Annotated in this window: 18 protein-coding genes; 3 read left to right on the forward strand and 15 right to left on the reverse strand. The window is 64.8% G+C overall.

The features are described from left to right. Window positions 1-72: 72 nt before the first annotated feature. From KO490_RS16125 to KO490_RS16175, 11 genes are all read right to left on the reverse strand, one after another. Window positions 73-390 (reverse strand): hypothetical protein, encoded by a 318-nt coding sequence (locus KO490_RS16125; RefSeq protein ID WP_216020452.1) that lies wholly within the window; start codon window positions 388-390, stop codon window positions 73-75. A 489-nt stretch (window positions 391-879) separates the two neighbouring features. After that, window positions 880-1,563, reverse strand: coding sequence for a hypothetical protein (locus KO490_RS16130; protein WP_252727259.1), 684 nt, complete (start codon window positions 1,561-1,563; stop codon window positions 880-882). After that, the gene (locus KO490_RS16135) at window positions 1,563-1,961 is read right to left on the reverse strand and encodes a response regulator (protein ID WP_216020453.1); all 399 of its coding nucleotides are present in this window, start codon (window positions 1,959-1,961) and stop codon (window positions 1,563-1,565) included. The genes KO490_RS16130 and KO490_RS16135 overlap by 1 nt, the downstream gene beginning before the upstream one ends. Beyond that, window positions 1,948-3,918: an ATP-binding protein gene (locus KO490_RS16140; protein ID WP_216020454.1), complete on the reverse strand. Its 1,971-nt coding sequence runs from the start codon at window positions 3,916-3,918 to the stop codon at window positions 1,948-1,950. The genes KO490_RS16135 and KO490_RS16140 overlap by 14 nt, the downstream gene beginning before the upstream one ends. Before the next feature lie 37 nt (window positions 3,919-3,955). Next, window positions 3,956-4,909, reverse strand: a complete 954-nt coding sequence (locus KO490_RS16145) for a response regulator (RefSeq protein ID WP_216020455.1) — start codon at window positions 4,907-4,909, stop codon at window positions 3,956-3,958. Window positions 4,910-4,920: 11 nt separating this feature from the next. Then, window positions 4,921-6,330 carry a hypothetical protein gene (locus tag KO490_RS16150; RefSeq protein WP_216020456.1) on the reverse strand — a complete coding sequence of 470 codons (1,410 nt, stop codon included), beginning with the start codon at window positions 6,328-6,330 and terminating at the stop codon, window positions 4,921-4,923. Further along, entirely contained in the window at window positions 6,327-8,231 is a 1,905-nt protein-coding gene (locus KO490_RS16155) for a glycosyltransferase family 2 protein (RefSeq protein WP_216020457.1), read from the reverse strand. Before KO490_RS16155 ends, KO490_RS16150 begins: the two co-directional genes overlap by 4 nt. 6 nt (window positions 8,232-8,237) lie before the next feature. Next, the gene (locus tag KO490_RS16160; RefSeq protein WP_216020458.1) at window positions 8,238-10,190 is read right to left on the reverse strand and encodes a cellulose biosynthesis cyclic di-GMP-binding regulatory protein BcsB; all 1,953 of its coding nucleotides are present in this window, start codon (window positions 10,188-10,190) and stop codon (window positions 8,238-8,240) included. Further along, the gene (locus KO490_RS16165) at window positions 10,187-10,543 is read right to left on the reverse strand and encodes an Hpt domain-containing protein (RefSeq protein ID WP_216020459.1); all 357 of its coding nucleotides are present in this window, start codon (window positions 10,541-10,543) and stop codon (window positions 10,187-10,189) included. The genes KO490_RS16160 and KO490_RS16165 overlap by 4 nt, the downstream gene beginning before the upstream one ends. 997 nt (window positions 10,544-11,540) lie before the next feature. Beyond that, on the reverse strand, window positions 11,541-12,923 hold the full coding sequence (locus tag KO490_RS16170) for a HAMP domain-containing sensor histidine kinase (RefSeq protein WP_216020460.1): 1,383 nt from the start codon (window positions 12,921-12,923) through the stop codon (window positions 11,541-11,543). Between the two features lie 10 nt (window positions 12,924-12,933). After that, on the reverse strand, window positions 12,934-13,605 hold the full coding sequence (locus tag KO490_RS16175) for a response regulator transcription factor (RefSeq protein WP_216020461.1): 672 nt from the start codon (window positions 13,603-13,605) through the stop codon (window positions 12,934-12,936). A 169-nt stretch (window positions 13,606-13,774) separates the two neighbouring features. On the opposite strand from KO490_RS16175, the gene KO490_RS16180 reads away from it, so the two are divergent. From KO490_RS16180 to KO490_RS16190, 3 genes are read left to right on the forward strand one after another with little or no spacing between them, the layout of a single operon-like run. After that, entirely contained in the window at window positions 13,775-15,295 is a 1,521-nt protein-coding gene (locus KO490_RS16180) for a glycosyltransferase family 39 protein (protein ID WP_252727260.1), read from the forward strand. After that, a complete protein-coding gene (locus tag KO490_RS16185; RefSeq protein WP_252727261.1) occupies window positions 15,295-16,308 on the forward strand; it encodes a glycosyltransferase family 2 protein in 1,014 nt (337 codons plus the stop codon). Before KO490_RS16180 ends, KO490_RS16185 begins: the two co-directional genes overlap by 1 nt. After that, window positions 16,302-16,760, forward strand: coding sequence for a GtrA family protein (locus KO490_RS16190; RefSeq protein ID WP_216020462.1), 459 nt, complete (start codon window positions 16,302-16,304; stop codon window positions 16,758-16,760). Before KO490_RS16185 ends, KO490_RS16190 begins: the two co-directional genes overlap by 7 nt. Here KO490_RS16190 and KO490_RS16195 read toward each other — a convergent pair. The 4 genes from KO490_RS16195 to KO490_RS16210 all read right to left on the reverse strand — a co-directional run bounded on the left by KO490_RS16195 (window position 16,694) and on the right by KO490_RS16210 (window position 21,912). Next, window positions 16,694-17,620: a YHYH protein gene (locus KO490_RS16195; RefSeq protein ID WP_216020463.1), complete on the reverse strand. Its 927-nt coding sequence runs from the start codon at window positions 17,618-17,620 to the stop codon at window positions 16,694-16,696. The two genes, KO490_RS16190 and KO490_RS16195, sit on opposite strands and share 67 nt — an antisense overlap. Before the next feature lie 105 nt (window positions 17,621-17,725). Continuing rightward, a complete protein-coding gene (locus KO490_RS16200; RefSeq protein WP_216020464.1) occupies window positions 17,726-18,256 on the reverse strand; it encodes a ricin-type beta-trefoil lectin domain protein in 531 nt (176 codons plus the stop codon). A gap of 3 nt (window positions 18,257-18,259) precedes the next feature. Continuing rightward, window positions 18,260-20,131 (reverse strand): ABC transporter ATP-binding protein, encoded by a 1,872-nt coding sequence (locus KO490_RS16205; protein WP_216020465.1) that lies wholly within the window; start codon window positions 20,129-20,131, stop codon window positions 18,260-18,262. Beyond that, on the reverse strand, window positions 20,128-21,912 hold the full coding sequence (locus KO490_RS16210) for an ABC transporter ATP-binding protein (RefSeq protein WP_216020466.1): 1,785 nt from the start codon (window positions 21,910-21,912) through the stop codon (window positions 20,128-20,130). Before KO490_RS16210 ends, KO490_RS16205 begins: the two co-directional genes overlap by 4 nt. Window positions 21,913-21,987 lie beyond the last annotated feature (75 nt).

Raw genomic sequence — 21,987 nt, forward strand, 5'->3', positions numbered from 1 at the left:
CAACGCGGCAGCCTGTGCCGCGCGATCACATGAGGGCGAACAGAGTCCGCCAGGTAACATCGTGCGACAGGGTCAGATTCGAGGAGGAGGCAGATCCAGGGACAGGTCGATGCCGCCCCCCTGGCGGGGTTCGGGCCATGCGATCTGCGGATGGACCGGTTCGCCGCTTCGACGCGGCTGGATGTCCACGAAGAACAGCGCGGCGCTGCAGGTCGCCATCTTCATGCACAGCGCATCGGCCGGTTGCCGGTCGGGGGCATGGTGATCCGGCATCATCATCGATTCCGGGCAAGAGGGGCAGTCATGCATCGCCGTACCCGCCGCAACCGTGTGCGACAGCGAGGCCAGCATCATGACGCTGGTCAGTACGATGATGGCAATCAGCCGCATTCGATCTCCCGGTCCCCATCGGTGTAAGTGGGATGCGGGACGGGCTTCGTCAACACCTGACGGAAACTAATCCGGGGCGATCCGCCCGGCGGCGTGGCGGGATGCGATCATGCCATCGGGTCGGATTTCCGGCGCCGCGCCCGGATCCGTGTTGCGATGGGCGTTCCGGCAACTGGCGGGGATCAAGGACAACTCATGGTTGCTTTATGCAACCGATTCAAACATTTGGGAAACCAATGTCAGTGCCGGACGTTCACTGCCCGGGTCACATGGTTTCCTATTTGCAAGTGTGTCAGCTTCTGTAACGAGTACATCCGTGCGCGGCTCACGGAGCATGGTTTGGCCGGGGTCGGATCCTATCATCCGCGACCCTGGCCAGTTTCCCGAATGCCGCTTCGGTCCTGCAGATCTCGGGTCTTTCACGGCGCCTCGCAAAGCGGCGCCTGCCGATGACGCTCCGGGCGGCGGCTTCCTGTCAAAAGGGCCCCCTCAGAAATCCTTCCAGAAGCCCAGCTTCACCTGCGTGGTCTCGTATTGCGCCTCGTAGCTTGCGCCGATCTCGATCTTGAAGCCCTCGACCACCGGGATTATCCGCGATGCCTCCAGGGCCTGGGTGCTCGGACCGTCCGACCCGTTGGCATATTGAAACTGCAGGATGCTCAGCGCGCCGGCGCCGTGATCCACGCCGAAGGTGGCATCGACCTTGGCCAGCGATCCCCCGCCGCTGATCAGGGCATAGCTGCTCTCGATGCCCATCCAGCCCTTGGCCCAGCCCGTCTCGTAGGATCTGCCCCAGGATATCCCCGGCCGAAGCGCCGCGTCTCCGTTCTCGGTGCCCAGGCCGATCTCCCCTGCAAAGAGATTGGCCCCTGTGCCCAAGGCGATGGGATGCCTGAGGAACAGGATCGCGCGCCGATCCCCGATATCCAGATTGCCCCCAGCATCAATCCCGAATGTCAGCGTGTCGGTCAGCCCGTATTCGTAAAACAGCGATGCATAAGCGCCGAAATCCGGCCCATCGATCTGGTCCTGCACGGAGAACGACAGAAACGACGCCCCCTCGGCACGAGGCCAGGCCCCGGCCTGCGCCTGAGAGGACGGCAGATGCGGCCACAGAAGGACCGCCGCGATCGCGGCTGACCGCAGCGGCGCCAGAACCCCCGAACCGCCCATCAGACCAGCCCCCGGAGATAGCTGGCAAGGCCAAGCGGCTTGAACGGCTTGTGAAGAATGTGATTGGCGCCCAAGGCACGCATTTCCTGTTCCGCCTCCGGGGATGTGCGCGCGGTGCACATCACGATGATTGATCCGTTCAGATCGGCCATGCTTCTTGCATATCTCAGCACCTCCATCCCGTTGGGTGGCGGCATCATCACGTCGAGCATGATGATATCGAACTTCTCTTCCTCGATACGCCGGATCGCCTCGATCCCGGAAGGCGCGAAGGTGAGATCCAGGTCATCCTCGGTCATCAACGCGATCTCGATCAGTTCGAGGATGTCGGCTTCGTCGTCTACGAAAAGAATTCTCACGGTCCCTCCAGGCGTTCCGGCCCATTCAAGCTTGTGCATCCGCGCGAGGCAGGGTGAAGAAGAATTCCGTGCCGGACGGCTCCTCGCCATCTTCTGCAGACCTTGTGGCGAAGTCGATCTCTCCTCCCTGGCGAATGACCAGCTCCTGGGTGATCGCCAGGCCCAATCCCGTTCCCGAAGCCTGAACCTTGCGCGAATGGATGGGCTTGGTAAAGCGTTCAAACAGTTGTCCGCGACCGGTCGCGGGAATACCCGGCCCATCGTCGCGCACGAAGAAGCGGACCTTGTCGCCCTGGCATTCCGCCCCGATGACGACCTGCCCCCCCTTGGGAGAGTATTTGAACGCGTTCGAGATCAGGTTCGACAGGATCTGCTGCAGACGCGTCGTGTCGGCCAGGACATGGGCCTCGATCTCGGGCTGCGAGACGACCAGCCGGACCTCTCGGGCGGAACCATAGCTGGAATTCGTCGTCACCGCCTCGTTCAGGGCATGGCGGACATCGACCGGCTTGACGGTGATGTTCAGCTGCTTCTGGTCGATCGCCTGCAGCGTCAGGATATCGTTCACCAGCACCAGCAACCGGTCGGCGTTCCGCGATGCCATGGTGATCAGCTTGGCGGCCCCTTCGGGCATGGCCTCGGCAAACCGGGCCTGAAGGATGTCCAGCGCGCCCGACAACGAGGTCAGCGGCGTGCGCAGCTCGTGGTTGACCGAGGTGATGAAGGCGGCCCTTGCCGCGACCAGCCGCTCCTGCGAGCCGACATCCTCGAGCACGCAATAGGCGATATCCTCGCCGTGAAGGTGCAGGCGCATGACCCGGCACTGGATCGGTATCTCGGCCTCGGGGTCGTCCCCGTCCTGCAGGCTGAGGCGATGCACCTCTTCGTCCGCGGTCATGCGCGACAGCGCGGGGATCAGCCCCCTGATGCGCTGCACCGCCTGCGCATCGTTCGATACGTCAAGCAATGCGCGCGCCCGCAGGTTCGCCCGTCTCAGGCTGCCCGTCTCGTCGAAGACGATGATCCCGTCCCCCACGCTGTCGAAGATGGTGTCGAATTCGGTCTTGGCGGCATTGATGCGCCGCCGGTCGAATTCGGACCGCCACAGGCTCTCGGTCAGAAGAACGGACCGCTTTCGTGCCTGAATGGCCGCCCCGAGCGCGGTGATGAACAGGCCCGTGGCCACGAGGACGATGACGATGGTCCGCTGCCAAAAGCCCTGCATCGCCATCGCGCGGCTCATCGACACGGTCGCCTCCAGCCCGATCGATGGGATCCGCCGCGTGGCCGAGAAGATCGCCACCTCGGGGGGCACGTCCGAGACGAAGGCCGGTTCGCCATTCGCGGTGATGATCTCGACATGCAGGCCGTCCTGCATCTCTTCGAGATTGAGGAGATCCTCGAAATACGCCTCGCCCAGAGAGGACGCGGCGACCCCGCGCAATTCGCCATCCTCATCGCGAAGCGGCCATGCCATCGGCGTAAGGCGCCGGCCCGACCCACGCGCAAGGATCGGAACATCCACCGCGAAACGGCCGGTATCCAGCAGCTTGGCCTTCTTGAAATACTCTCGGTCGGACAGGTTCTGACCGACCAGCCCCTGCGCCGTCGCCCATATGACGCGCCCCTGCGGGTTCAAGAGAACGAAGGAGTCGATCTGCTGGATCTTCGCGATCTCGCCCCGGATCCAGTTGCTGTAATCGTCATCGACCCACCGGGTCCCCTCGAAGGCATTGTCGGGAAGCAGCCCGAGAACCTTCTCCATTTCAAGGTTGGCGATGGCCAGCGAGGAATCCACCGCTTGGCTGTAAAGCTCGGCGAAATGCCCCAGCTGCAATTCCGCGCGGGTGGCATATCTGCGATAATCCGAGGCGATCAGCGCAGCCATGCCCAGAAAGAATATCGCCACCAGGGTGGCAATGAATGCATAGAACCGAAAGCCTGATCTTGCGGGCAGCCGGTCTGGCATGCCCTTGGAAAGTTCGAGTGTGCTCATGTTTCCCGGCTCAAATTTCTTTCGAGTTCAGACAATGTCAGGGCTGCGGGCCCCCGGCCGCGGCGGGATCGATCCAGGCGATGGATCCGCGCGGACCGCCATCCGAAGCGGTGTCCGCCTTCTTGATCGCATTCACCAGGGACGCGCTGGCAGAGCTGCCCCCGGGGGGCGCGATGACCGCCGAAACCGTGACCGGCTGCCGGCTGAGAAGCCCGCCCCGCTTCAGCCTTGCGGCGATCACCCGGTCGATGAAGCTCTGCGCCCTTTCCTGCAGGATGTCGTTCGATGCATTGGGCAGGGCCAGGCAGAAGATATCCTCTTCCCAATGCGACAGGACCTCGGATGCGGGCACTTGGACATCGCCCAGGACATCGGCCACCTGGCGCCTGACGGCCTGCCGGCGGACCAGGTCTTCTTCCTGTCCATCCTGGGGGTCGTCGATCCTGAAGACGATGATCCCCAGCCTTTCCTGCTCGGCAACCTGCATGGCCTGGATATTCGCGCGAAACCCGTCCTGGGACCCGAATATCTCGGGGATGACGGATTGGTTGATCCTTGCGCGCTGCCGCGACGACCGACCGTTCTCGAGGACCCGGCGCCGGTCGAGCTCGGATTTCAGCCGCAGGCAGTTGCGGATGCGGGCATGCAGTTCCTCGCGCTGGAAGGGCTTGGTTAGATAATCGTTCGCCCCCGCCATGAAGGCCTTGGAAAGATACGAGACCTGCTTCTGGCTGGTAAGCATGATGATGGGAACATCCGCCCATTCGGGAACGCTTCGGACCTTGGCGCACAGCTCTATGCCGTTCATCTCGGGCATGAAGATATCCATCAGGATGATATCCGCCGTGACGTCGCCGGTCCTGATCCTCTCCAGCGCCTCGGCGGGATTGGTGAACCCGACGATGTTGTCGAACCCGATATCGTTCAGCGAGGCCCGGATGACTTCCTGGGCCAGATCCGAATCGTCGACCGCCATGATTCTAGGCTGCATTGATATCTCTCTCACGATGTAGCCTTCTCGAAAACGAGCCATCCGTCATTTCTGAAGACCTCGTCGTATCCATCAAGGCGGTCTCTTTGCAGTTCGGGGAATCGCAGCAGGATGCGATCCCGGGGCACCGTCCCCGGCGCCACGGCAGGGACCAGAATATAGGGCACCTGCGGAATCGCCCCTTCCAGGGGCCAATCATACAACGGCTCGCCCGCGACGATAAGCTGTTCGACACCGCCCAGCATGGTTACGATCGAGGGATTTCGTTCCACATCTACCATTATTCCGGATTTGCCGCTTGCAAAGGCGGCGACTTCCAGGGTGGCCTGCCGCTCGGCCAGCGCACGGCCCTGCATGGCCTGCACCCAGCTTGCGGTCTCGACCCGCTGCAGCTTGCCGATGGCGGGCACGCACAGCAGCAGGCTTGCGCCCAGCATGGACAGGACCATCACGGTCCGCGCCGGATGGGGGGGCCAGAAACGCAGCGCGACGACGGTCACGGCCAGCAGCGGCGCGGCCGCGACGGCCGGATCGCTTTCGACATGGAAGCCGAAATTCAGGACATAGGCCGCGATGACCGACCCCACGGCCGCCAGCAGCGGAAACAGCAGCCAGCCCGACCGGATGTTCTGAAGGCAGGCGATCAGCGTCGCCGGGATCAGGCTTCCGATCACCCAAACATGTTCCCGTGCCGTCTGCTCGACCATGTCCTCGACCAGCAGCGGGACAAGGTTGCTGTCGAAGATCGCGGCAACGGCCAGCAGCGATCCGATGCTGGCCAGCACCGGATAGAACATCGCGAAGAGGTAACCGAACGAAGAGGTGGCGACCATGCTGGGGCGTGCCGCGACGATCATGAAGGGCAGCGCGCCCAGGCAGATCATCAGGCCATAGCTGCTGGACAACGACGTCGCCATCAGGCCGACGGCCACCTTCATCATGTCGGGCGCGTTCCCCGTCAGGCGCAGGTTGACCAGGCCCCGGGCAAACACCCATGTGCCCAGCATCGTCAGCATGGTCTCGGGGCCGTCCGCGACCGCGCGCAGGAAGAACGGATTGGCGCCCAGCAGCACCAGGATGGCAAGGCTGGATGCCCGCCCGAAGGACCCGTTCGAACGCAGGCTGTCATACCACAGCACCAGCTGCGCCGCCGCGATTGCCGCCGCAAGAAGAAAGGTCGTGGGGACCGAGCTGATGCCCGTCGCCAGATATGCCAGCAATCCCAGGACGAACGGGATCGGCGGATAGAAGGCATCCGACACCTGATAGCTGCTGGGGCCGTCGACCTGGATGATGATGCGCGCCCACAGGTTCGTGTTCGCGTCGGACACGAAGCCGTTCAGCTCGGCCCAGCCCGATGACAGCAGCAGCACAAGAAAGAGCCCGCCCCACAGCACCCAGGATCTTGCAAGGCGGCTCATGCTGCATCCTCCGCGGATGGCCGGGCAGCACTGCCCGAACTGGCCGCCGCCACCTCGCTTGCCGTATGCTTGGAAAGGCCGTGGGTGGTCTTTTCCCAGTAGAACGGGTTCGAGACGAGCTGCTGCAGCGCCTTGTATGCCGCCACCGTCATCAGGATCCAGTACCCCACCACCGTCACGCCCCAGGGCGCAAGATCCGTCCAGCGGCGCCGGAACGGCGCGACCATCGTCAGATAGATCAGCAGGCCGTTGCCGGCCAGCAGGTTGACCAGGCTGAGATAGAGCACGGGAAGCGGGAAATAGGGTTCGATCGCCTCGGCCCCGAAGATCATCCAGATCAGGAAGGTCGCCCAGAAGATGGGGTTCAGCAGCCCCGACAGGATGGTCCCCCCGATGAAGAACACGAAGCCGAAGACGCCCGCCGCACCGACCGAGCGCCACAGATGGACCGGCCTTCTGCTATGGACCAGGAAGGTCTGCATATACCCCTTGATCCAGCGTGATCTCTGCCGGATCCAGTTCGGGATGGAGACGTTCGCCTCTTCGAAGGTCGTGGAATCGATCACCCCGACCCGATAGCCCTTCTGCGTCAGCCGGATCCCCAGATCCGCGTCCTCGGTGACGTTGAACGGGTCCCACGCGTTCATCTCTCGCAGGACATCCATGCGGAAATGGTTCGACGTCCCGCCAAGGGGAATGGGAACCTTCAGCTTCTCCAGCCCCGGAAGCATCAGGTCGAACCACAGCGAATAATCCAGCGTGAACATGCGCGTCAGCCAGTTTTCCCTGGCGTTGTAGTAGTTCAGGCGGCACTGGATGCAGGCGGTATCGTCCGAGGACTGGTTGAAGGCGGCCACCACCTTCTTCAGCTGATCCGGCTCGGGCTTGTCCTCGGCATCGAAGATGACCAGGAATTCGCCCTGGGCATAACGCAGGGCGAAATTGCAGGCCTTGGGCTTGGTCTGCGGATGCGAGGCGGGAACGCGGATGATCTCGAAGACGCCTTCGAGATCGAGCTTTCTCGCCGCCTCGATGGTCTCGTGATCGCCCTCTTCCAGGACGATCTTGATATCCAGTTTCGCCAGCGGATAGTCCAGGTTGCGCAAGGCCTGCGCCAGGATGGGCAGGACTTCGGGTTCGCGGAACATCGGGACCAGCACGGTATAGACCGGAAGATCCTCGTCCCGCAGAAGCTTGGCCTCGGCGGCGATGGCCTTGGACGACGTCTCTTGCGCGGCGCCGCCGACCCATACCAGGACCGCCTTGAACAGGAAGTTCCCGGTATAGAACACCGTCAGGATGATGTTCACCGCCAGGATCGTCCCCACCGGCGAAAAGGCCATTCCCAGCAGGAATGCCGATATCAGCAGGTAGATGATCAGGATCTGCGGAGGCGTGACGACCTTCTGGGCCGACATGTCGGGATCAAGCTCGGCCAGGGCGAACACGGCCTCGTGGGAATGCTGTTCGCGAAACGCCCGCTGCAGGGCCCACGAGATATCGAAATGCGATGCGACCACGATCTCGGCGTTCTCGCCATAGCTGTCCTGGATATGCAGCAGGTTCTGCGGCCCCGGACGCGCCGTGGCGATCGTGAAGATGCCGTCCTGCTTGCGGATGGGCATGGTCATCGCGGCGTTCATGCGCGCCGGATCGAACTGCCTGACCAGATCCTCGTCGGGGATGTCGTCGAACAGGTTGACCAGCGGCACGTCGTAATACTGGGCGATGCTCCGGTAGAGCTCCTCGGTGCCGACCCAACGCCGGGACAGCAGGACCTTGACCAGGGACACGTCCCAGTCCTCGGCCAGATCCTCGGCCTGATCCAGCTGCTCTGCCGTCAGGACACCGTTGTCCAGCAGCAGAGCACCGATCGCCTCGCTTTCAACATCGCGGGCCATGATGGATCAGGACCCGGACGATGATTTTCGGCGGCTGTAGATCCGTTGGAAGAAGCCGAGCACGGCGATGGTCAGCAGCACCCAGAGACCGCCCACGACCCAGGGGCGATACTTGGCGAACAGCTGCGCCAGGCTCTGCTGTTCGGGATAGGTGACCTGGATCAGCGGCGCCCTGTCCATCGAGGTCACGAGCTGGACGCCCTGTTCCCCCACCAGCGCAAGATCGCCCCGGTCCAGGACCAGCGGCCTTTGCGGCGACAGGACCGGCTGCGGCCCGTCACCCGGACGCAGCCAGACACCCCGTTCCCCGTTGCGCGACACGATCTGCACGATCCCCAGCCGCTCCAGATCCTCGCCCGAATAGATCACCTCATCGTCGGAATCGCGGATCTGCACCTGTCCTTCATCGAAGGTAACGGCGGCCTTTTCGTCCCCGGGATCGTTCTTCGAAACGACCAGGAAGGGCATGCCCGGTTCGATCGCATCGACGGTGCCGCGCGGGACGACCGGGGCCTTGCCCGGAATGAGCGACCCCGCGACACCCGCGATCCAGGGCATCGCCGACTGGATATCCAGCCGCGAATCCGGGTCGAGCACCAGCTGCACGCCCGCGCCGAAATCCTGCTGGATGTGGAAGAAATCATCCGAGCCGTCGGCCCGGTCGGACAGTCGCAGCACGCTGCCGGGCAGAACCTGCGCAGGATAGCCCTGCGGCCGGAAGCGGCATTCCCCGCCGACCGGCTGGCGCTGGATGACGATGCGCAGCAGGTTGTCGCGCCCGATCAGGCCGTCGGCCACATCGAACAGAAGACGCTCGGGCAGCCCGCTGGACAGGGGCCGGTTCCCCAGCAGCGTGTTGTTGAGATAGACCGAAGCCGTCGCCCCCCGTCCCTCGGGGTCGAGCGCGGCCGCGACCTGCAGATCAACCGCCGCGACGGTCTTGTTCGAAGGCAGATCGTTGATCGAGAAGGGCACCAGCACCTCGGAGGTTCCCACCACCTCGCGCGGCGCAAGATCGGCATCCAGCACCGCCAGCGGCAAAGCCTCCAGGTCGGGCTGCGCAAGCTCGACCCGGTCCGTCACCACGTCCTGCGTGTCAGCCAGCGAATTCCATTCCGAGGCCAGCTGCCACAGCCCGATCTGCGGGTCGGACCCGCGCAGCGTCAGCTCGGGCAGACCCGCGGCGTTCGAGACCGACATCTCGACCGCGGCACCTGAACTGGTCGGTTCGATATTGACCACGCCCTCGGCCCATCGGCCGTCCGGCCCTGCGTCGTCCTGCCCCCCGTCATCGGGTCCGAAATGCAGCTGACCGGACTGCGCGCCGAACAGCACGGCCGCCCTTGTCGCGGCTGCCAGACCCGCCAGGCTGTCCGTTTCGGACAGAAGGACACGCATCTCCGAGGGGCGCAGCATGGAAAACAGCATCGGCGAATCCACCGCGTCCGCCGTCAGCTCAAGCTCCAGCGTCGATTGCGGCGAGATGCTGACGAAATCCCCCGAGGCCCGATCGTCGATGCACACGTGATCGCTGATCGCCCCCGAATAGGTGATCGTGACCACCAGGAAGCCGTTCGTCACGTCTTCGGGTTCGAAGGCGATGGGCAGGACGAACGCGTCGCCCGCATCCTGCAGGCTTCGGCTGGCCACGATGCGTTCACCCAGCCGCACCTGAAGATAGCGGTCGGCCGGCAGCGTTTCCCCCTGGCGCAGCTGCAGACGCAGCACGCCGTCGCGGATCACCTGCGGCTGGGCCAGGGGGACATAGAGCGTCGCCTGGCCGTTCATCTGCCGGAAGGAAACGCCGTCCGTGTATCCCAGATCCGCAAGCGTCAGCACGCGCGAGATGGCAGCCGGGGACGCGGAAGCCTGGGCAGGGGTCGGCGCGCCTTGCTGGGCATGCGCATGACCGGCCATCGCGGCAAGAAGGGCCAATGAATACCGGAAAAGAGAGCTCATGCGGTATACTGCCTTTCCAGGTTGGTGGCGACCAGGCGACCTGCGGCCAGGGCCTTGTCGATCTGCGCAAGATCATCATGAGAGAGGGGCGCGTCGTGTTCGTGGCGGCTCTCGACCAGGGTCAGGGCCGGTTGGATCTCGTTCTGGACGTCGTGCAGTTCCAGCATCGCCGCATTCCCGACCAGGTCGTGCAGCAGGCGGTGGACCTTCTCCAGCTGCGTCTCGCGGGCGCTGGCATCGTCGGGCTTGCGGGTTTCCTCCGCGATGGTGTCCAGCCTTTCGTGAAGGCTTCCGACGAACCTCTTTCGCACCTCGCCCAGCCGCTCGTCATAGGAACTTTTCTTGTCGGACATGGCTTCCTCTGCAATTTGGCTCTGCGGGACCATGCAAGACCGTCGGCGCAACAAAGCCCTATGTCACTGAACTTGCTACGCAGATCCATCTGGTTATTCCGCGACCTTGCCACAAAGCCATTTCCAAAGCCAACCTTGGATTGTGCTTTTCCTCTGAGAGTTGCGCCAATGCATCTTGTGGCAATCTCTACCTACATTCCATGATCTAGGGGCCATGAGCAGCTTCATCCTGGTGCAGCCCAGCAGCGCCCCTGCAGCCGATTGCTATCGACGCGTCGCCCGCTGAAAGGATCTGGGTGCCCGACGCTATCACGCTCGCAGGCTTTTCTCACCAAATCAGCCGCGTGGACGCGTCAATCCACTTAGCTAAAGGGACTAATGGCCATCCGTCCGGGTCTCGCCTCGGACCGCAATCCGGTTGGGGAAGCCGACGAAAGCCCAAGGTATCGAGATGGGTGCTTCAGCATTATGCGCAACATGGAGAGACGTCGTCGTGTTCCTGCCATTGGCAAAGCTACACTGATCATGGCAACAAGTCGCGCCTAGTGACCACTGCGTCACGCGTATCTCCCAACGACTGAAGCGTCGACTGATCAGGCACTTCGTGACCCTGTCAGGATGTAGCGCGGATGGAGGCGTATGCCGCCTGGAGGCGCCATACTGTGCGGCTGGGTTCCGGCACTCTCACTCGCGACGGTCTGGAGTGCTGATCCTCCAGTAAAACCAACGGCGGGCGGCGCGATCCGGGCTTGCAAGGATCCCCGGGCTTTGCACAATTTGAAGACGTCACAGCATCGCAGCCGATCGGATCCCCATTGGTGCCGTCACCCTAGCACTTGGCGAAAACGGAAGGCGTCCCTGCACCAAGTCGTCGCCGCATGGCCCAGCACCCCGCTGAAGGCCGACCCTGAAGGATCGGTAGCGGCCGAGATGAATCGGGCCCGATGCGCAAGAAGCCAACCCGCCGGGCCCGGATCGGGCGACGGCCGATGGTCCATTACCCTCCCGACAGGGCGTCGCGCCGAAACCTGACGGTGACGCAAAGGCCCGGACGATTGTCGCCCAGAACCACCGTGGCCTCGTGCAGTTCCGCGATGGCCCTGACCATGCTGAGGCCCAGACCATTGCCCGGCGTGGTTCGGCTTTTCTCAAGGCGGTAGAACCGGCGAAAGACCTTGTCGCGCTCCGCGGCGGGGATGCCCGGACCATTGTCCGAAATTCGAAGCAGGACGCCGTCATCGGCCCCTGTCAGCGTCCCTTCGATCCGTGTGGCCGCGGGGGTATGGCGCAGGGCGTTCTCGATCAGGTTTGCGACCATCTGCGTCAGCAGCTGCTGATCGCCCTGAACCGTCGCGCCCGGATCCTCGATGTCGAAGACCAGGGTCTGACCGTTTTCCTCGGCCACAGGGCCATAGGCGTCCTCGATCCGGGCAAGGATCGGCGCAAGCGGGGTCGCGGCAAACCGGACCGAGCGCTGGCCTGCCTCGATCTGCGCGATCCGCAGCAGGGCATGGAATGTCTCGATCAGATCGTCTGCGATCTCGACGGCCTGTTCGGCGTCCTGCGTGATCTGGGGGGGAAGGTCGGGCGCATGGCGCAGGACATCCAGCCGCTGGCGCAGCCGCTGCATGGGTGTGCGCAGATCATGTGCGATGTCGGCCGATATCTGCTTCTGGCTTTCGACCATCTGCTGAAGCCGCGCGATGGTGCGGTTGATTTCGGCCGCCATGCGGGCAAGATCGTCGCCATCGCCGCCCGTGACGGGGACGCGGCGGTCCAGCTGGCCCAGGGCCACCGACTTCAACGTGGCCGAAATCCGGTTCAGCCGCCGTTCGGTCCTGCGACCCACGACGATCCCCGCGACCAGGCCGGCAAGCAGCAACAGGACGAAGCCCGCCACCAGACCGCGGCCCAGAACCTCTTGCAGTTCCTCAAGAAAATAGGTGCTGGTGCCAAGGGTCAGGCGGTTCGGACCAAGCTGCACCGAATGCAGCACATAACCCATCACGTCTTCGTAGCGCGGCGTTTGGGCCTGAACGGCGGTGGCCGTGACGTAACCGCTGCTGGCCTGTCGGTCGATGGCCTCGACATTGCCGGCCAGAACACGGCCATCCGCATCCTCGAGAAGATAGATCCGGTAATCCTCGAAGTTGAACCCCGCAAAGCCGCCCAGCTGCGCCCGAACCGCGTCCAGGCCTTCGTTGTCGTACAGGCTGGAAAATCCGGCCGCCTCCTCGGCCAGTTGATCCGCGACCCAACCGCTGATCTCGCGATCCGCGAAGTGATAGCTGAGGCCGAAGACCAAGGCGGTGATGATGGCGTAAAGCCCCGCAAAGCGCAGCGACAGTCGCGCTGAGGTCGAACGCAGAAAGCGCGCCATGCCGCCTGCCCTAGCCATGCAGGCTGTATCCGGCACCGCGCACCGTGTGGATCAACTCGGTCTCGAAGGGCTTGTCGACCTTGTTGCGCAATCGGCTGATATGGGTTTCGACCACGTTGGTCTTGGGGTCGAAATGAAAATCCCAGACCGATTCCAGCAACATCGTGCGGGTCAGCACTCGCCCGGCATTGCGCATCAGATATTCCAGCAGACCGAATTCGCGGGGCTGCAGATCCAGGGAAACGCCGGCCCGCGCGACCGTGCGGCGGATCAGGTTCATCTCCAGGTCGGCCACCTGCAGCACGGTTTCCTCAGTCTTCAGGGGCGGTCTTCGCGTCAGCGCCGCTAGCCGGGCCGACAGCTCCTGGAACGAGAACGGCTTGACCAGGTAATCGTCCGACCCGGCTTCCAGGCCCTCGACCCGGTCGTCGATCCCGTCCATGGCCGACAGGGTCAGGATCGGCGTTTCGACACCTGCACCGCGCACGGACCTGATCAGCGTCACCCCGTCAAGCCCGGGCAGCATCCGGTCGAAGATCATCACGTCGTAATTGTTGTCCAGCGCCGACAGGAAGCCATCGCGGCCATTGTCGCAGTGATCGACCAGATGTCCCTGCGCGCGAAAGCTGGTGGCGATGTATTCCGCCGTTTCGGTATGATCCTCGACCACAAGGATGCGCATGGCTGCCGGTTTCCATATCTTGTCCGGCAGCAGGCATAGACCCCTTCGCGACCGGGTCAAGACACCCGGACATTACGGATCGGTATAGTCCCGGCAACCACCCGGACAGATCGCGCCTGCTAGGTGGCGGCAGACATGACGACCCCAGCCCATCCAGCAGGATTCCCAGATGACGATGAACGAGGCCCTTTCGGCCCAACGACCGGCCGCGACAGGCGCCCGGCAACCCGTGCGGCCGATGCTGCGCGACATGCGATTGGACGGCACGGCGCGCCGGTTCCTGCTGACCGTCCTTGCGGGGTTCGGGCTTCTGCGGGTCTGGGCGATGTTCGCGGTGCCCTTCACCGACACGACCGAGGCGCGCTATGCCGAGATCGCCCGCAAGATGGTCGAGACCGGGAACTGGCTGACGCCGCAATTCGACTATGGCCTGCCCTTCTGGGGCAAGCCGCCGCTGCATACCTGGCTGTCGGCGGGCGGAATGCAGGTTTTCGGCGTGAACGAGGCCGCCGCGCGCCTGCCGATCCTGCTGACGGCGCTGGCGGTGCTGTTTCTGATCCGGACATGGGTGCGTGACATCGTCGGACGCGACACGGCGCTGGTCGCGACGACCGTGCTGGCGACGATGGCGATGTTCCTTGGCGCCTCGGCCTTCGTGATGACCGACATGCCGATGGTGCTGGGCACGACGCTGGTGATTGTGGGCTTCTGGCAGGCGGTCGGCAGGGGCGACAGGCTCTGGGGCCTTTCCGTCTTTCTGGGGCTGGCGATCGGGATGCTGGCCAAGGGGCCGGTGGCGGTCGTGCTGTGCGCGATCCCCCTGGCGCTGTGGCTGGCGCTGACCTGGAACTGGCATCTGCTGCGTCTGCTTCCTTGGGCGCGCGGGATGGCCGTGCTGGCCGTGCTGGTGCTGCCCTGGTATGTCGCCGCCGAAATCGCCACCCCCGGCTTTCTGCGCTATTTCCTGATCGGAGAGCATCTGCAGCGGTTCCTGACCCCGGGCTGGCAGGGCGATCTGTACGGGTCGGGCCACCAGGAGGCCAGGGGCACGATCTGGCTGTTCTGGCTGATGGCCGCCCTTCCCTGGAGCCTGGCCCCGGCCCTGCTGTTGACCCGTCCCGGCCGGACGATGACGGTGTTCCGGACGGATCGCTCGGGCTGGCTGCTCTATCTGGCGCTGTGGGCGGTGGCGCCGCTTGTGCTGTTCACGATGGCATCCAACATCCTTGCGGCCTATGTCCTGCCGGGTCTGCCCGCCTCGGCGGTGCTGCTGGTCGTGCTGGTCGGACAGGTGTCTTCCGGCGGCGGGGCGGCGCGCCGCGGCTTTGCCGTCGCAAGCCTGGCGACCTTCGCGTTCTTTCTGGCCGTGACCTCGGGGGCGGTGTTTGCGCCGCGTCAGATCCGGCTGAAGACCGACAGGGACCTGGTCGCCGCCGCCGATGCGGCACTGCCCGATGCGCCGCTTCATACCGTCGGCGGGCGCAGCTACTCGGCCGAGTTCTATTCCCGGGGGCGGGCACGCGCCGCCCTTGCCGACGATCTGACCGCCCTGGCGAAGGGGGCCGTCCCAAGCGCCTTTTCCGTGCCGCCGGACCTGGCCCCCGAGGCCCGGGCGCTTGGCCTCGAAGACCTGGGCGAATACGGACGGCACGTCCTGTTCGTCACCCCAACCGCAGACAAGGTGAACTGATGGGCCGCATGCACGAAATCACCCGCGACACCGCAATCATGACACGGCATGTGCTGCGGATCGACACATCCGCGCCCGATCTATCCTTCGTCATCCCCGCTTATAACGAGGCCGAGACCATCGTGGAAACGCTGGACCGGGTCTCGCGCAAGGCAGGCAGGCTGGTGCCGCGGTCCGAGATCATCGTCGTCGATGACGGCAGCCGGGACGGCACGGCGGACCTCGTGCAGGCCGGGGATTGGGCGGTGCCCGTCCGCCTGCTGCGCCTGTCGCGCAATTTCGGCAAGGAACAGGCGATCATGGCCGGGCTGCGCCATGCGGCGGGCAAGGCGGTCGTGATCCTGGACGCCGACCTGCAAGAGCCGCTGCGCTATGTCGATGCGATGCTGCAGAAATACCGCGAGGGCCACGAGATCGTCTATGCCGTCCGCGCCCATCGCGACGACGAAAGCTGGCTGAAACGCCGGGGCACCGCCGCCTTCTATCGCTTCCTCAATATCGGCAGCGAGGTTCCGATACCCGCGGGCGCGCGCGATTTCCGCCTGATGGACCGCAAGGTCGTCGATGCGCTTTGCGCATTGCCCGAAACCAACCGCTTCATGAAGGGGCTCTATGCCTGGGTCGGGTTCCGTACCTTCGCCATCCCGGTCGAGTTGCAGCCGCGTGGCGGCGGCAGCACCAAGTTCGGCTTCCGCCGCCTGCTGAGGCTGGGCATGACCGGGCTGACCGCCTTTACCGACTGGCCGCTGCGCATGTGGACCGGGATCGGGATGGTGCTGGCCTCGATGTCGATCCTTTACGGGCTGTTCCTGGCGGCCCGCACCCTGCTTCTGGGCCATGACCTGCCGGGCTGGTCGACGCTGGCGGTGGCGATCTTCTTCTTCGGCGGCATCCAGGTGATGTCCATCGGCGTGCTGGGCGAATACCTGGCCTGCGTCTTCAACGAGGTGAAGGGCCGCCCCGGTTACCTGATCGCCCAGGATGTCACGATCGCCCGGGCCCCCGAATGCTAGGTCCGGCCCTGCGATTTGCCCTGACCGGGGGGGCCGCGACGCTTGTGCATCTGGGCGTCGCGATCGCGCTGATCCGATCCGGCACGGCGCCGCTGATCGCCAATGCCGCAGCCTTCGCGACGGCCTTCGCGGTCAGTTTCCTCGGGCATCATCTGTTCACCTTCGCCGGGCATGGCGCGGCGGCGGGGCGTGCCCTCGGGCGCTTCGCCATCGTCGCGGCGACCGGGTTCCTGGTGAACGAGACGGTGCTGTATCTCCTGCCCGGGATCGGACTTACCGGTCCCGGGCATGCGGTCCTGATCTCGACCGGGGTCGCGGCGTTCTGCAGCTTCGTCCTGTCGCGCGGCTGGGCGTTCGCGGGCAGCCGCGCCGCCCGCGCATCCGGTCAGGGGCGCGGTTTCTCGAAGGAGGGGTCGGGGGTGCCGGTGAAGCATCCCATGACATGGGGATAGGTCTCGGTCACCACATAGCCATAGATGCCGTCCTGGACCATGCCGTTGCACTGGTCCAGATCGCCCAGCCCCTCGACGAATTCCCAGTCGTCGATAAAGGTGCCGTCATAGGTGCCGCCGGGGCCATCCTCGCCGTCCGGGCGCGTGCCGGATTTCAGGCGATAGCTTGTGGTGGCCGCCCGGATCGTCCCGTTATCGTCGATATAGCTGCCGAAGATCGGAAAACCGTCCGCCGCAAAGCCGATGACAGGCGAGGGCGCATCCGGGTTCTCCTGCTCGAACAGGGCCATCGGGTTGCCGTGGTAATGATACAGCCCGTCATTCTGGGTATGCGCGTTATGTGCATCGGTCCCGAACATGTTGCTGGCGGCACCCATCGGCTCGAAACGATAGGGCGTGGACATGTCGAAGCAGCCGAACAGCCCGTCCCCGATGCCCGAGCATCCGGCCGCCATGAGATCCAGCTTGACCCCGTTCAGGAAGACCGCGTTGTCCATGCTCAGCGCAAGGGGCGTTGGCGTTTCCGCAGCGGTCGGTGTCGCGGTGATCGTATATGTCTGGTCCTGTTCGGCAAAGCCGTTGAAGAACCCCTCGGGCGTGTTGAAGTCGTGGTTGGGCACCGCGTTCGATGCGATCGTGCAGGTCTGCCCGTCCGTGGTGATGGTCACCGCGGCGTCGTGACGTGTCCCGGTATGCAGGTCGGTGGCCGAGGCCGTGTTCGCCTCGGCGTAATCCGCGCAGGTCGCCGAACGTTCCGACAGAAGCGCGTCGGTGATGTCATGTGCCCCGCTCTGCGTGGCCGAGGCGGCGACCGCGATCACGCAGGCCGCGACGAAGCGGGCATTGATGTTGAACGTCATGGCGTCGGTGATCCCTCTGTCCTCGTTGGATTGGTCGGTGCGTCCCGACCGGGCTGCAGGCGCGCCGATCGGGTTTTCGCAAGGCTTGCACCTGTCACGATGCGATCATTCGCGGATGACCCACTGCTTGTAGGCGGGTTCCAGATCGTCGCAGGCCGCCACCAGCAGGTCGCGCGACTGATAGGGCCCGGCATCGTCGATGGTCGGCGCGACGGTCACGCATTGCGCCGCGTCCGAGCCGAGGTGGATTTCCATGCTGCTGTCGTCATATGCGAATTTCTGCGCCTCGTCCGTGGCATCGCAATCGACCAGCCCGAAGGGGTTCTCGGGATCGTCCGGCGCGTTGTGGACCATGCACTGATCGGCATAGGTCGCCGACATGATCATCCCGCTGTCGGGCTGGAAGGTGAACAGCACGTCGTCGCCGGTCGGCTTGCACGAATGGACGTGCAGCTGGTCGCTCTCGCCGCGGCCTTCGGTGTCGATGCACCAGCCCAGGTTGGCCTCTTCGTTAAGGTTGTCGGCAAGATGGATCACCGGCCCGACAGTCTGGATTGTCGGTGCCTGGGCAAGCACGCCGTGCGGCAGCGCGATGCCCAATGCGGCGGCGATGACGGCGGAAGTGGTCTTTTTCATCGGTCAGTCCTTTCCTTGATCTGGGTTCGGTCGCAATTCGGGGGTCGCCCCCGTTCCGGTCTGGAGGTTCCGGTATCCCCCCTCCAGCGCCATGAGCTGGTCGTGCGTGCCGGTTTCGCGCACGTTTCCATCCTCCATGTAGACGATCATGTCCGCGTCCCGGATGGTCGACAGGCGATGCGCGATGACAAAGCTCGTGCGGCCCTGGCGCAGATCGGCCATGGCGGTCTGGATCTGCATTTCCGTCCGGGTATCGACCGAGCTTGTGGCCTCGTCCAGGATCAGGATCGGCGCATCCAGCAGGAAGGCCCGCGCGATCGTCATCAGCTGCCGCTGGCCCTGCGACAGGCCGGAACCGCCATTGTCCAGGACCGTGTCGTAGCCTTCGGGAAGGGTGCAGACGAAATCGTCCACATGGCAGCGCCTTGCGGCAGCGACGACCTGTTCGCGCGTGGCCTCGGGGCGGCCATAGGCGATGTTGTCGTGGATCGTCCCGGTGAACAGCCACGCATCCTGCAGCACCATGGCCATCGCGCGGCGCAGATCGTCGCGCGGCATGGCAGCGATATCCCTGCCATCAAGCCGGATCACCCCGCTGTCGATGTCGTAGAAGCGGATCAGCAGGTTCACGAGGGTGGTCTTGCCCGCGCCGGTCGGCCCGACGATGGCCAGCATCTGCCCCGGCGCGGCATCAAGGCTGACATCCTCGAACAGCGGCTGATCGGCGCGATAGCGGAACCCCACATGTTCGAACCGCACATCCCCCCTGATCGGGCCGTCCGGTGCGGCATCCTCCCTGTCGGGGGACATTTCGGGCGCGTCCAGCAATTCGAAGACCCGCTCGGCCGAGGCGAGGGCCGATTGCACCTGCGCCGCCATGCTTCCAAGCTGGGAAATCGGCTGGCCGATCTGGCGGATATACTGGATGAAGGCCTGCACCCCGCCAATGCTGAGCGCGCCCGCCACCACCTGGAACGCGCCGAAGACGACCACCACGATATAGGCGGAGTTGTTCACGAACATCGTCGCGGGCTGGATCAGGCTGGCAAGGACCTGCGCGCGCATGCCTGCGGCGGTCAGGGCATCGTTCCTGTCGGCAAATCGCCGGTTCACGCGGTCATGCGCGCCATGGACCCGGATCAGCGCCTGCCCGGTGAATGCCTCCTCGACCAGCGAATTCAGATGGCCGGTCTCGCGCCACTGCTCGGCATATCTGGGCTGTGCCGCATGGCTGAGAATGCGCGTCACCCCGACCGACACGCAGATCGCCGCGATCGCGGCCAGGGCAAGCGGCACCGACAGCAGCACCATCATGGCAAGCACGCCGATGACCGTCATCAGCATCAGCATCGCCTGGCTGGCGACCTGCTGCAGGTTCTGGACCATGTTGTCGATATCGTTGGTGAAACGCGACAGGATCTCTCCGCGGGGCTGGGTGTCGAACCATCGAAGCGGCACCCGCGCAAGCTTGGCCTGCGCGGCGTTGCGCAGGTCGCGCCCCATGTTCTGCACCAGGTCGTTGACCAGCCATGCCTGCGCGAAGTTCAGCCCCGAGGCCACGAGATAGATCGCCGCCACAAGCAGAAGCTGCCGCATGAGGGCCGCGAAGGTGAAGTCGTCGCCGACCAGCAGGTTGGTCGCAAGGCCCAGCTGCCAGGGCCCGATGGAACTGCCGATGACGCTGCCCAGGCTCAGCAGGACCGTCACGACCAGGATCTTGCGGTTGCTGCCGAAGGCCGCCCAGATGCGGCGCGCGGCATCCCCCGCGGATTTCGGCTTCTCGCCCGCAAGCGACCCGCCGGGGGCCCTGGGTCCGGGCGTGCCTGGCTGGGTCCGCGAAACGGTTTCCAGCTTGCGGTCCTGCGCGGCGGTCATGCTGCGTCCCCCCGGGACCCAAGCTGAGAGCGGACGGTTTCCGCATAGACCGGGCAGGTTTGCATCAGCGCCTCGTGCGGTGCCAGCCCGACCATCCGGCCCTTGTCGATGACAAGGATCCGGTCCGCATCCCGGATCGAGGCCACGCGCTGGCTGACGATCACCGTGGCCGCATGGCCGACACCCGCCCGCAGCGCCGCGCGCAGCCTGCGATCCGTCGCCTGATCCAGCGCCGAGAAGCTGTCGTCGAACAGATACAGATCCGCCCCGCCCACCAGCGCCCGCGCGATGGCAAGCCGTTGGCGCTGGCCGCCCGAGAAATTCGCCCCGCCCTGCGCCACGGGCGACATCAGCCCATCGGGCATCGCGCGGATGAAATCGGCGGCCTGCGCGATTTCCAGCGCCTTCCACAGCGTCGCCTCGTCCGCGCCGGGATTTCCAAGCCGCAGGCTGTCCGCGACCGTCCCCGAAAAGAGATAGGCCTTCTGCGGAACATAGCCGATATGAAGGGCAAGGTCGTCCGGCGCGACCTGTCGCAGATCGACATCGCCCAACGTGACGCGCCCGGTGACCGGATCGTCCAGGCGCGCGATCAGGTTCACGATGGTCGATTTCCCCGATCCCGTCGCGCCGATGATGCCCAGGGTCTCGGCCGGGCCGACCTCGAAGGTGATGTCCTCAAGGACCATCGCCTCGGCACCGGGATAGCCGAACCCGACCCGGTTCAGCCGCAGCCAAAGCCCGTCGCCGCGCGGCGGCAGGGGCGTGGGATCGGATGGCGGGCCGACCTCGACCGGGCTTTGCAGCAATTCGGCGATGCGCCTGGCGCTGACAAGTGCGCGCGGAAGCATGACGATCATCAGGCCCATCATCATCACCCCGATAAGGATCAGCGCGACATAGGACAGAAAGGCGATGAGGGCCCCGATCTCCAGTTCGCCCGTGCGCACCCGGCCGGCCCCCGCCCAAATCAGCGCAACGGACGTAAGCTGCATCACGGCGGTCAGCGAAGGCATGATCATCGCCATCAACCGCCCCGCATGGATGCCCGTGCCGGTCAGGTCGGCATTCGCCTGGGCAAAGCGCCCGGCCTCGCGCGGCTGCTGCAGGAAGGCGCGGATGACGCGGATGCCCTCGATCTGTTCGCGCAGGATGCCGTTCACGCGGTCCAGCTGCGTCTGCATGCGCTGATACAGCGGCACGGCCCTGACGGTCAGGAACCCGATCAGCAGCGCCAGGACCGGGACGGCGACCAGCAGCAGCCACGAAAGCCGCGCATCCTGGCGCACCGCCATGATCGCGCTTCCCACGCCCATGATCGGGGCCACGACGATCATGGTAAGGGCCATGATCAGCATCGACTGGACCTGCAGCACGTCATTGGTGCAACGCGTGATCAGCGACCCGACCGTGAACCCCTGCAATTGCGACAGGGCAAGGCCCTGGACCTTGGCGAAGACATCCGCGCGCAGGTCCCGCCCGATGCGATAGGCAACGAAGGCCCCCAGAAAGACCGCCGTCCCGCTCAGCGCCAGCTGGGCCGCGGCGGCGATGCCCATCAGCCTGCCGTAATGCCAGATGGCAGCAGGGTCTTCGCCGCCGATCCCGATATCGATGATGTCGGCGCTGAAACTGGGCAAGAGCAGCGATGCCGTGACCTGACCCATCTGGCAAATCAGGATCCCCAGAAGGGCCCATCGGTGGCGCAGCAACCTGTCGCGCCAGGTCGGGGCACCGGTGCCCTGCCCCGGCACATCCGTCATGTCCATCGCCCCGGTCATGTGCCGCCCCCCGCAAGCCGTTCTTCACCCGTCCCGCGGCCCGTGGGGGCCGCGGAATATCGCAGGCCCGTTCAG

This window comes from Paracoccus sp. C2R09, from assembly GCF_018860625.1.
In the GTDB taxonomy this organism is placed as follows: Bacteria; Pseudomonadota; Alphaproteobacteria; order Rhodobacterales; family Rhodobacteraceae; genus Paracoccus.

Coding starts and splice junctions, on each gene's coding strand:
- KO490_RS16125 (WP_216020452.1), bottom strand. CDS start 390: ATGCGGCTGATTGCCATCATCGTACTGACCAGCGTCATGATGCTGGCC.
- KO490_RS16130 (WP_252727259.1), bottom strand. CDS start 1,563: ATGGGCGGTTCGGGGGTTCTGGCGCCGCTGCGGTCAGCCGCGATCGCG.
- KO490_RS16135 (WP_216020453.1), bottom strand. CDS start 1,961: ATGCACAAGCTTGAATGGGCCGGAACGCCTGGAGGGACCGTGAGAATT.
- KO490_RS16140 (WP_216020454.1), bottom strand. CDS start 3,918: ATGAGCACACTCGAACTTTCCAAGGGCATGCCAGACCGGCTGCCCGCA.
- KO490_RS16145 (WP_216020455.1), bottom strand. CDS start 4,909: ATGCAGCCTAGAATCATGGCGGTCGACGATTCGGATCTGGCCCAGGAA.
- KO490_RS16150 (WP_216020456.1), bottom strand. CDS start 6,330: ATGAGCCGCCTTGCAAGATCCTGGGTGCTGTGGGGCGGGCTCTTTCTT.
- KO490_RS16155 (WP_216020457.1), bottom strand. CDS start 8,231: ATGGCCCGCGATGTTGAAAGCGAGGCGATCGGTGCTCTGCTGCTGGAC.
- KO490_RS16160 (WP_216020458.1), bottom strand. CDS start 10,190: ATGAGCTCTCTTTTCCGGTATTCATTGGCCCTTCTTGCCGCGATGGCC.
- KO490_RS16165 (WP_216020459.1), bottom strand. CDS start 10,543: ATGTCCGACAAGAAAAGTTCCTATGACGAGCGGCTGGGCGAGGTGCGA.
- KO490_RS16170 (WP_216020460.1), bottom strand. CDS start 12,923: ATGGCGCGCTTTCTGCGTTCGACCTCAGCGCGACTGTCGCTGCGCTTT.
- KO490_RS16175 (WP_216020461.1), bottom strand. CDS start 13,605: ATGCGCATCCTTGTGGTCGAGGATCATACCGAAACGGCGGAATACATC.
- KO490_RS16180 (WP_252727260.1), top strand. CDS start 13,775: ATGACGATGAACGAGGCCCTTTCGGCCCAACGACCGGCCGCGACAGGC.
- KO490_RS16185 (WP_252727261.1), top strand. CDS start 15,295: ATGGGCCGCATGCACGAAATCACCCGCGACACCGCAATCATGACACGG.
- KO490_RS16190 (WP_216020462.1), top strand. CDS start 16,302: ATGCTAGGTCCGGCCCTGCGATTTGCCCTGACCGGGGGGGCCGCGACG.
- KO490_RS16195 (WP_216020463.1), bottom strand. CDS start 17,620: ATGACGTTCAACATCAATGCCCGCTTCGTCGCGGCCTGCGTGATCGCG.
- KO490_RS16200 (WP_216020464.1), bottom strand. CDS start 18,256: ATGAAAAAGACCACTTCCGCCGTCATCGCCGCCGCATTGGGCATCGCG.
- KO490_RS16205 (WP_216020465.1), bottom strand. CDS start 20,131: ATGACCGCCGCGCAGGACCGCAAGCTGGAAACCGTTTCGCGGACCCAG.
- KO490_RS16210 (WP_216020466.1), bottom strand. CDS start 21,912: ATGACCGGGGCGATGGACATGACGGATGTGCCGGGGCAGGGCACCGGT.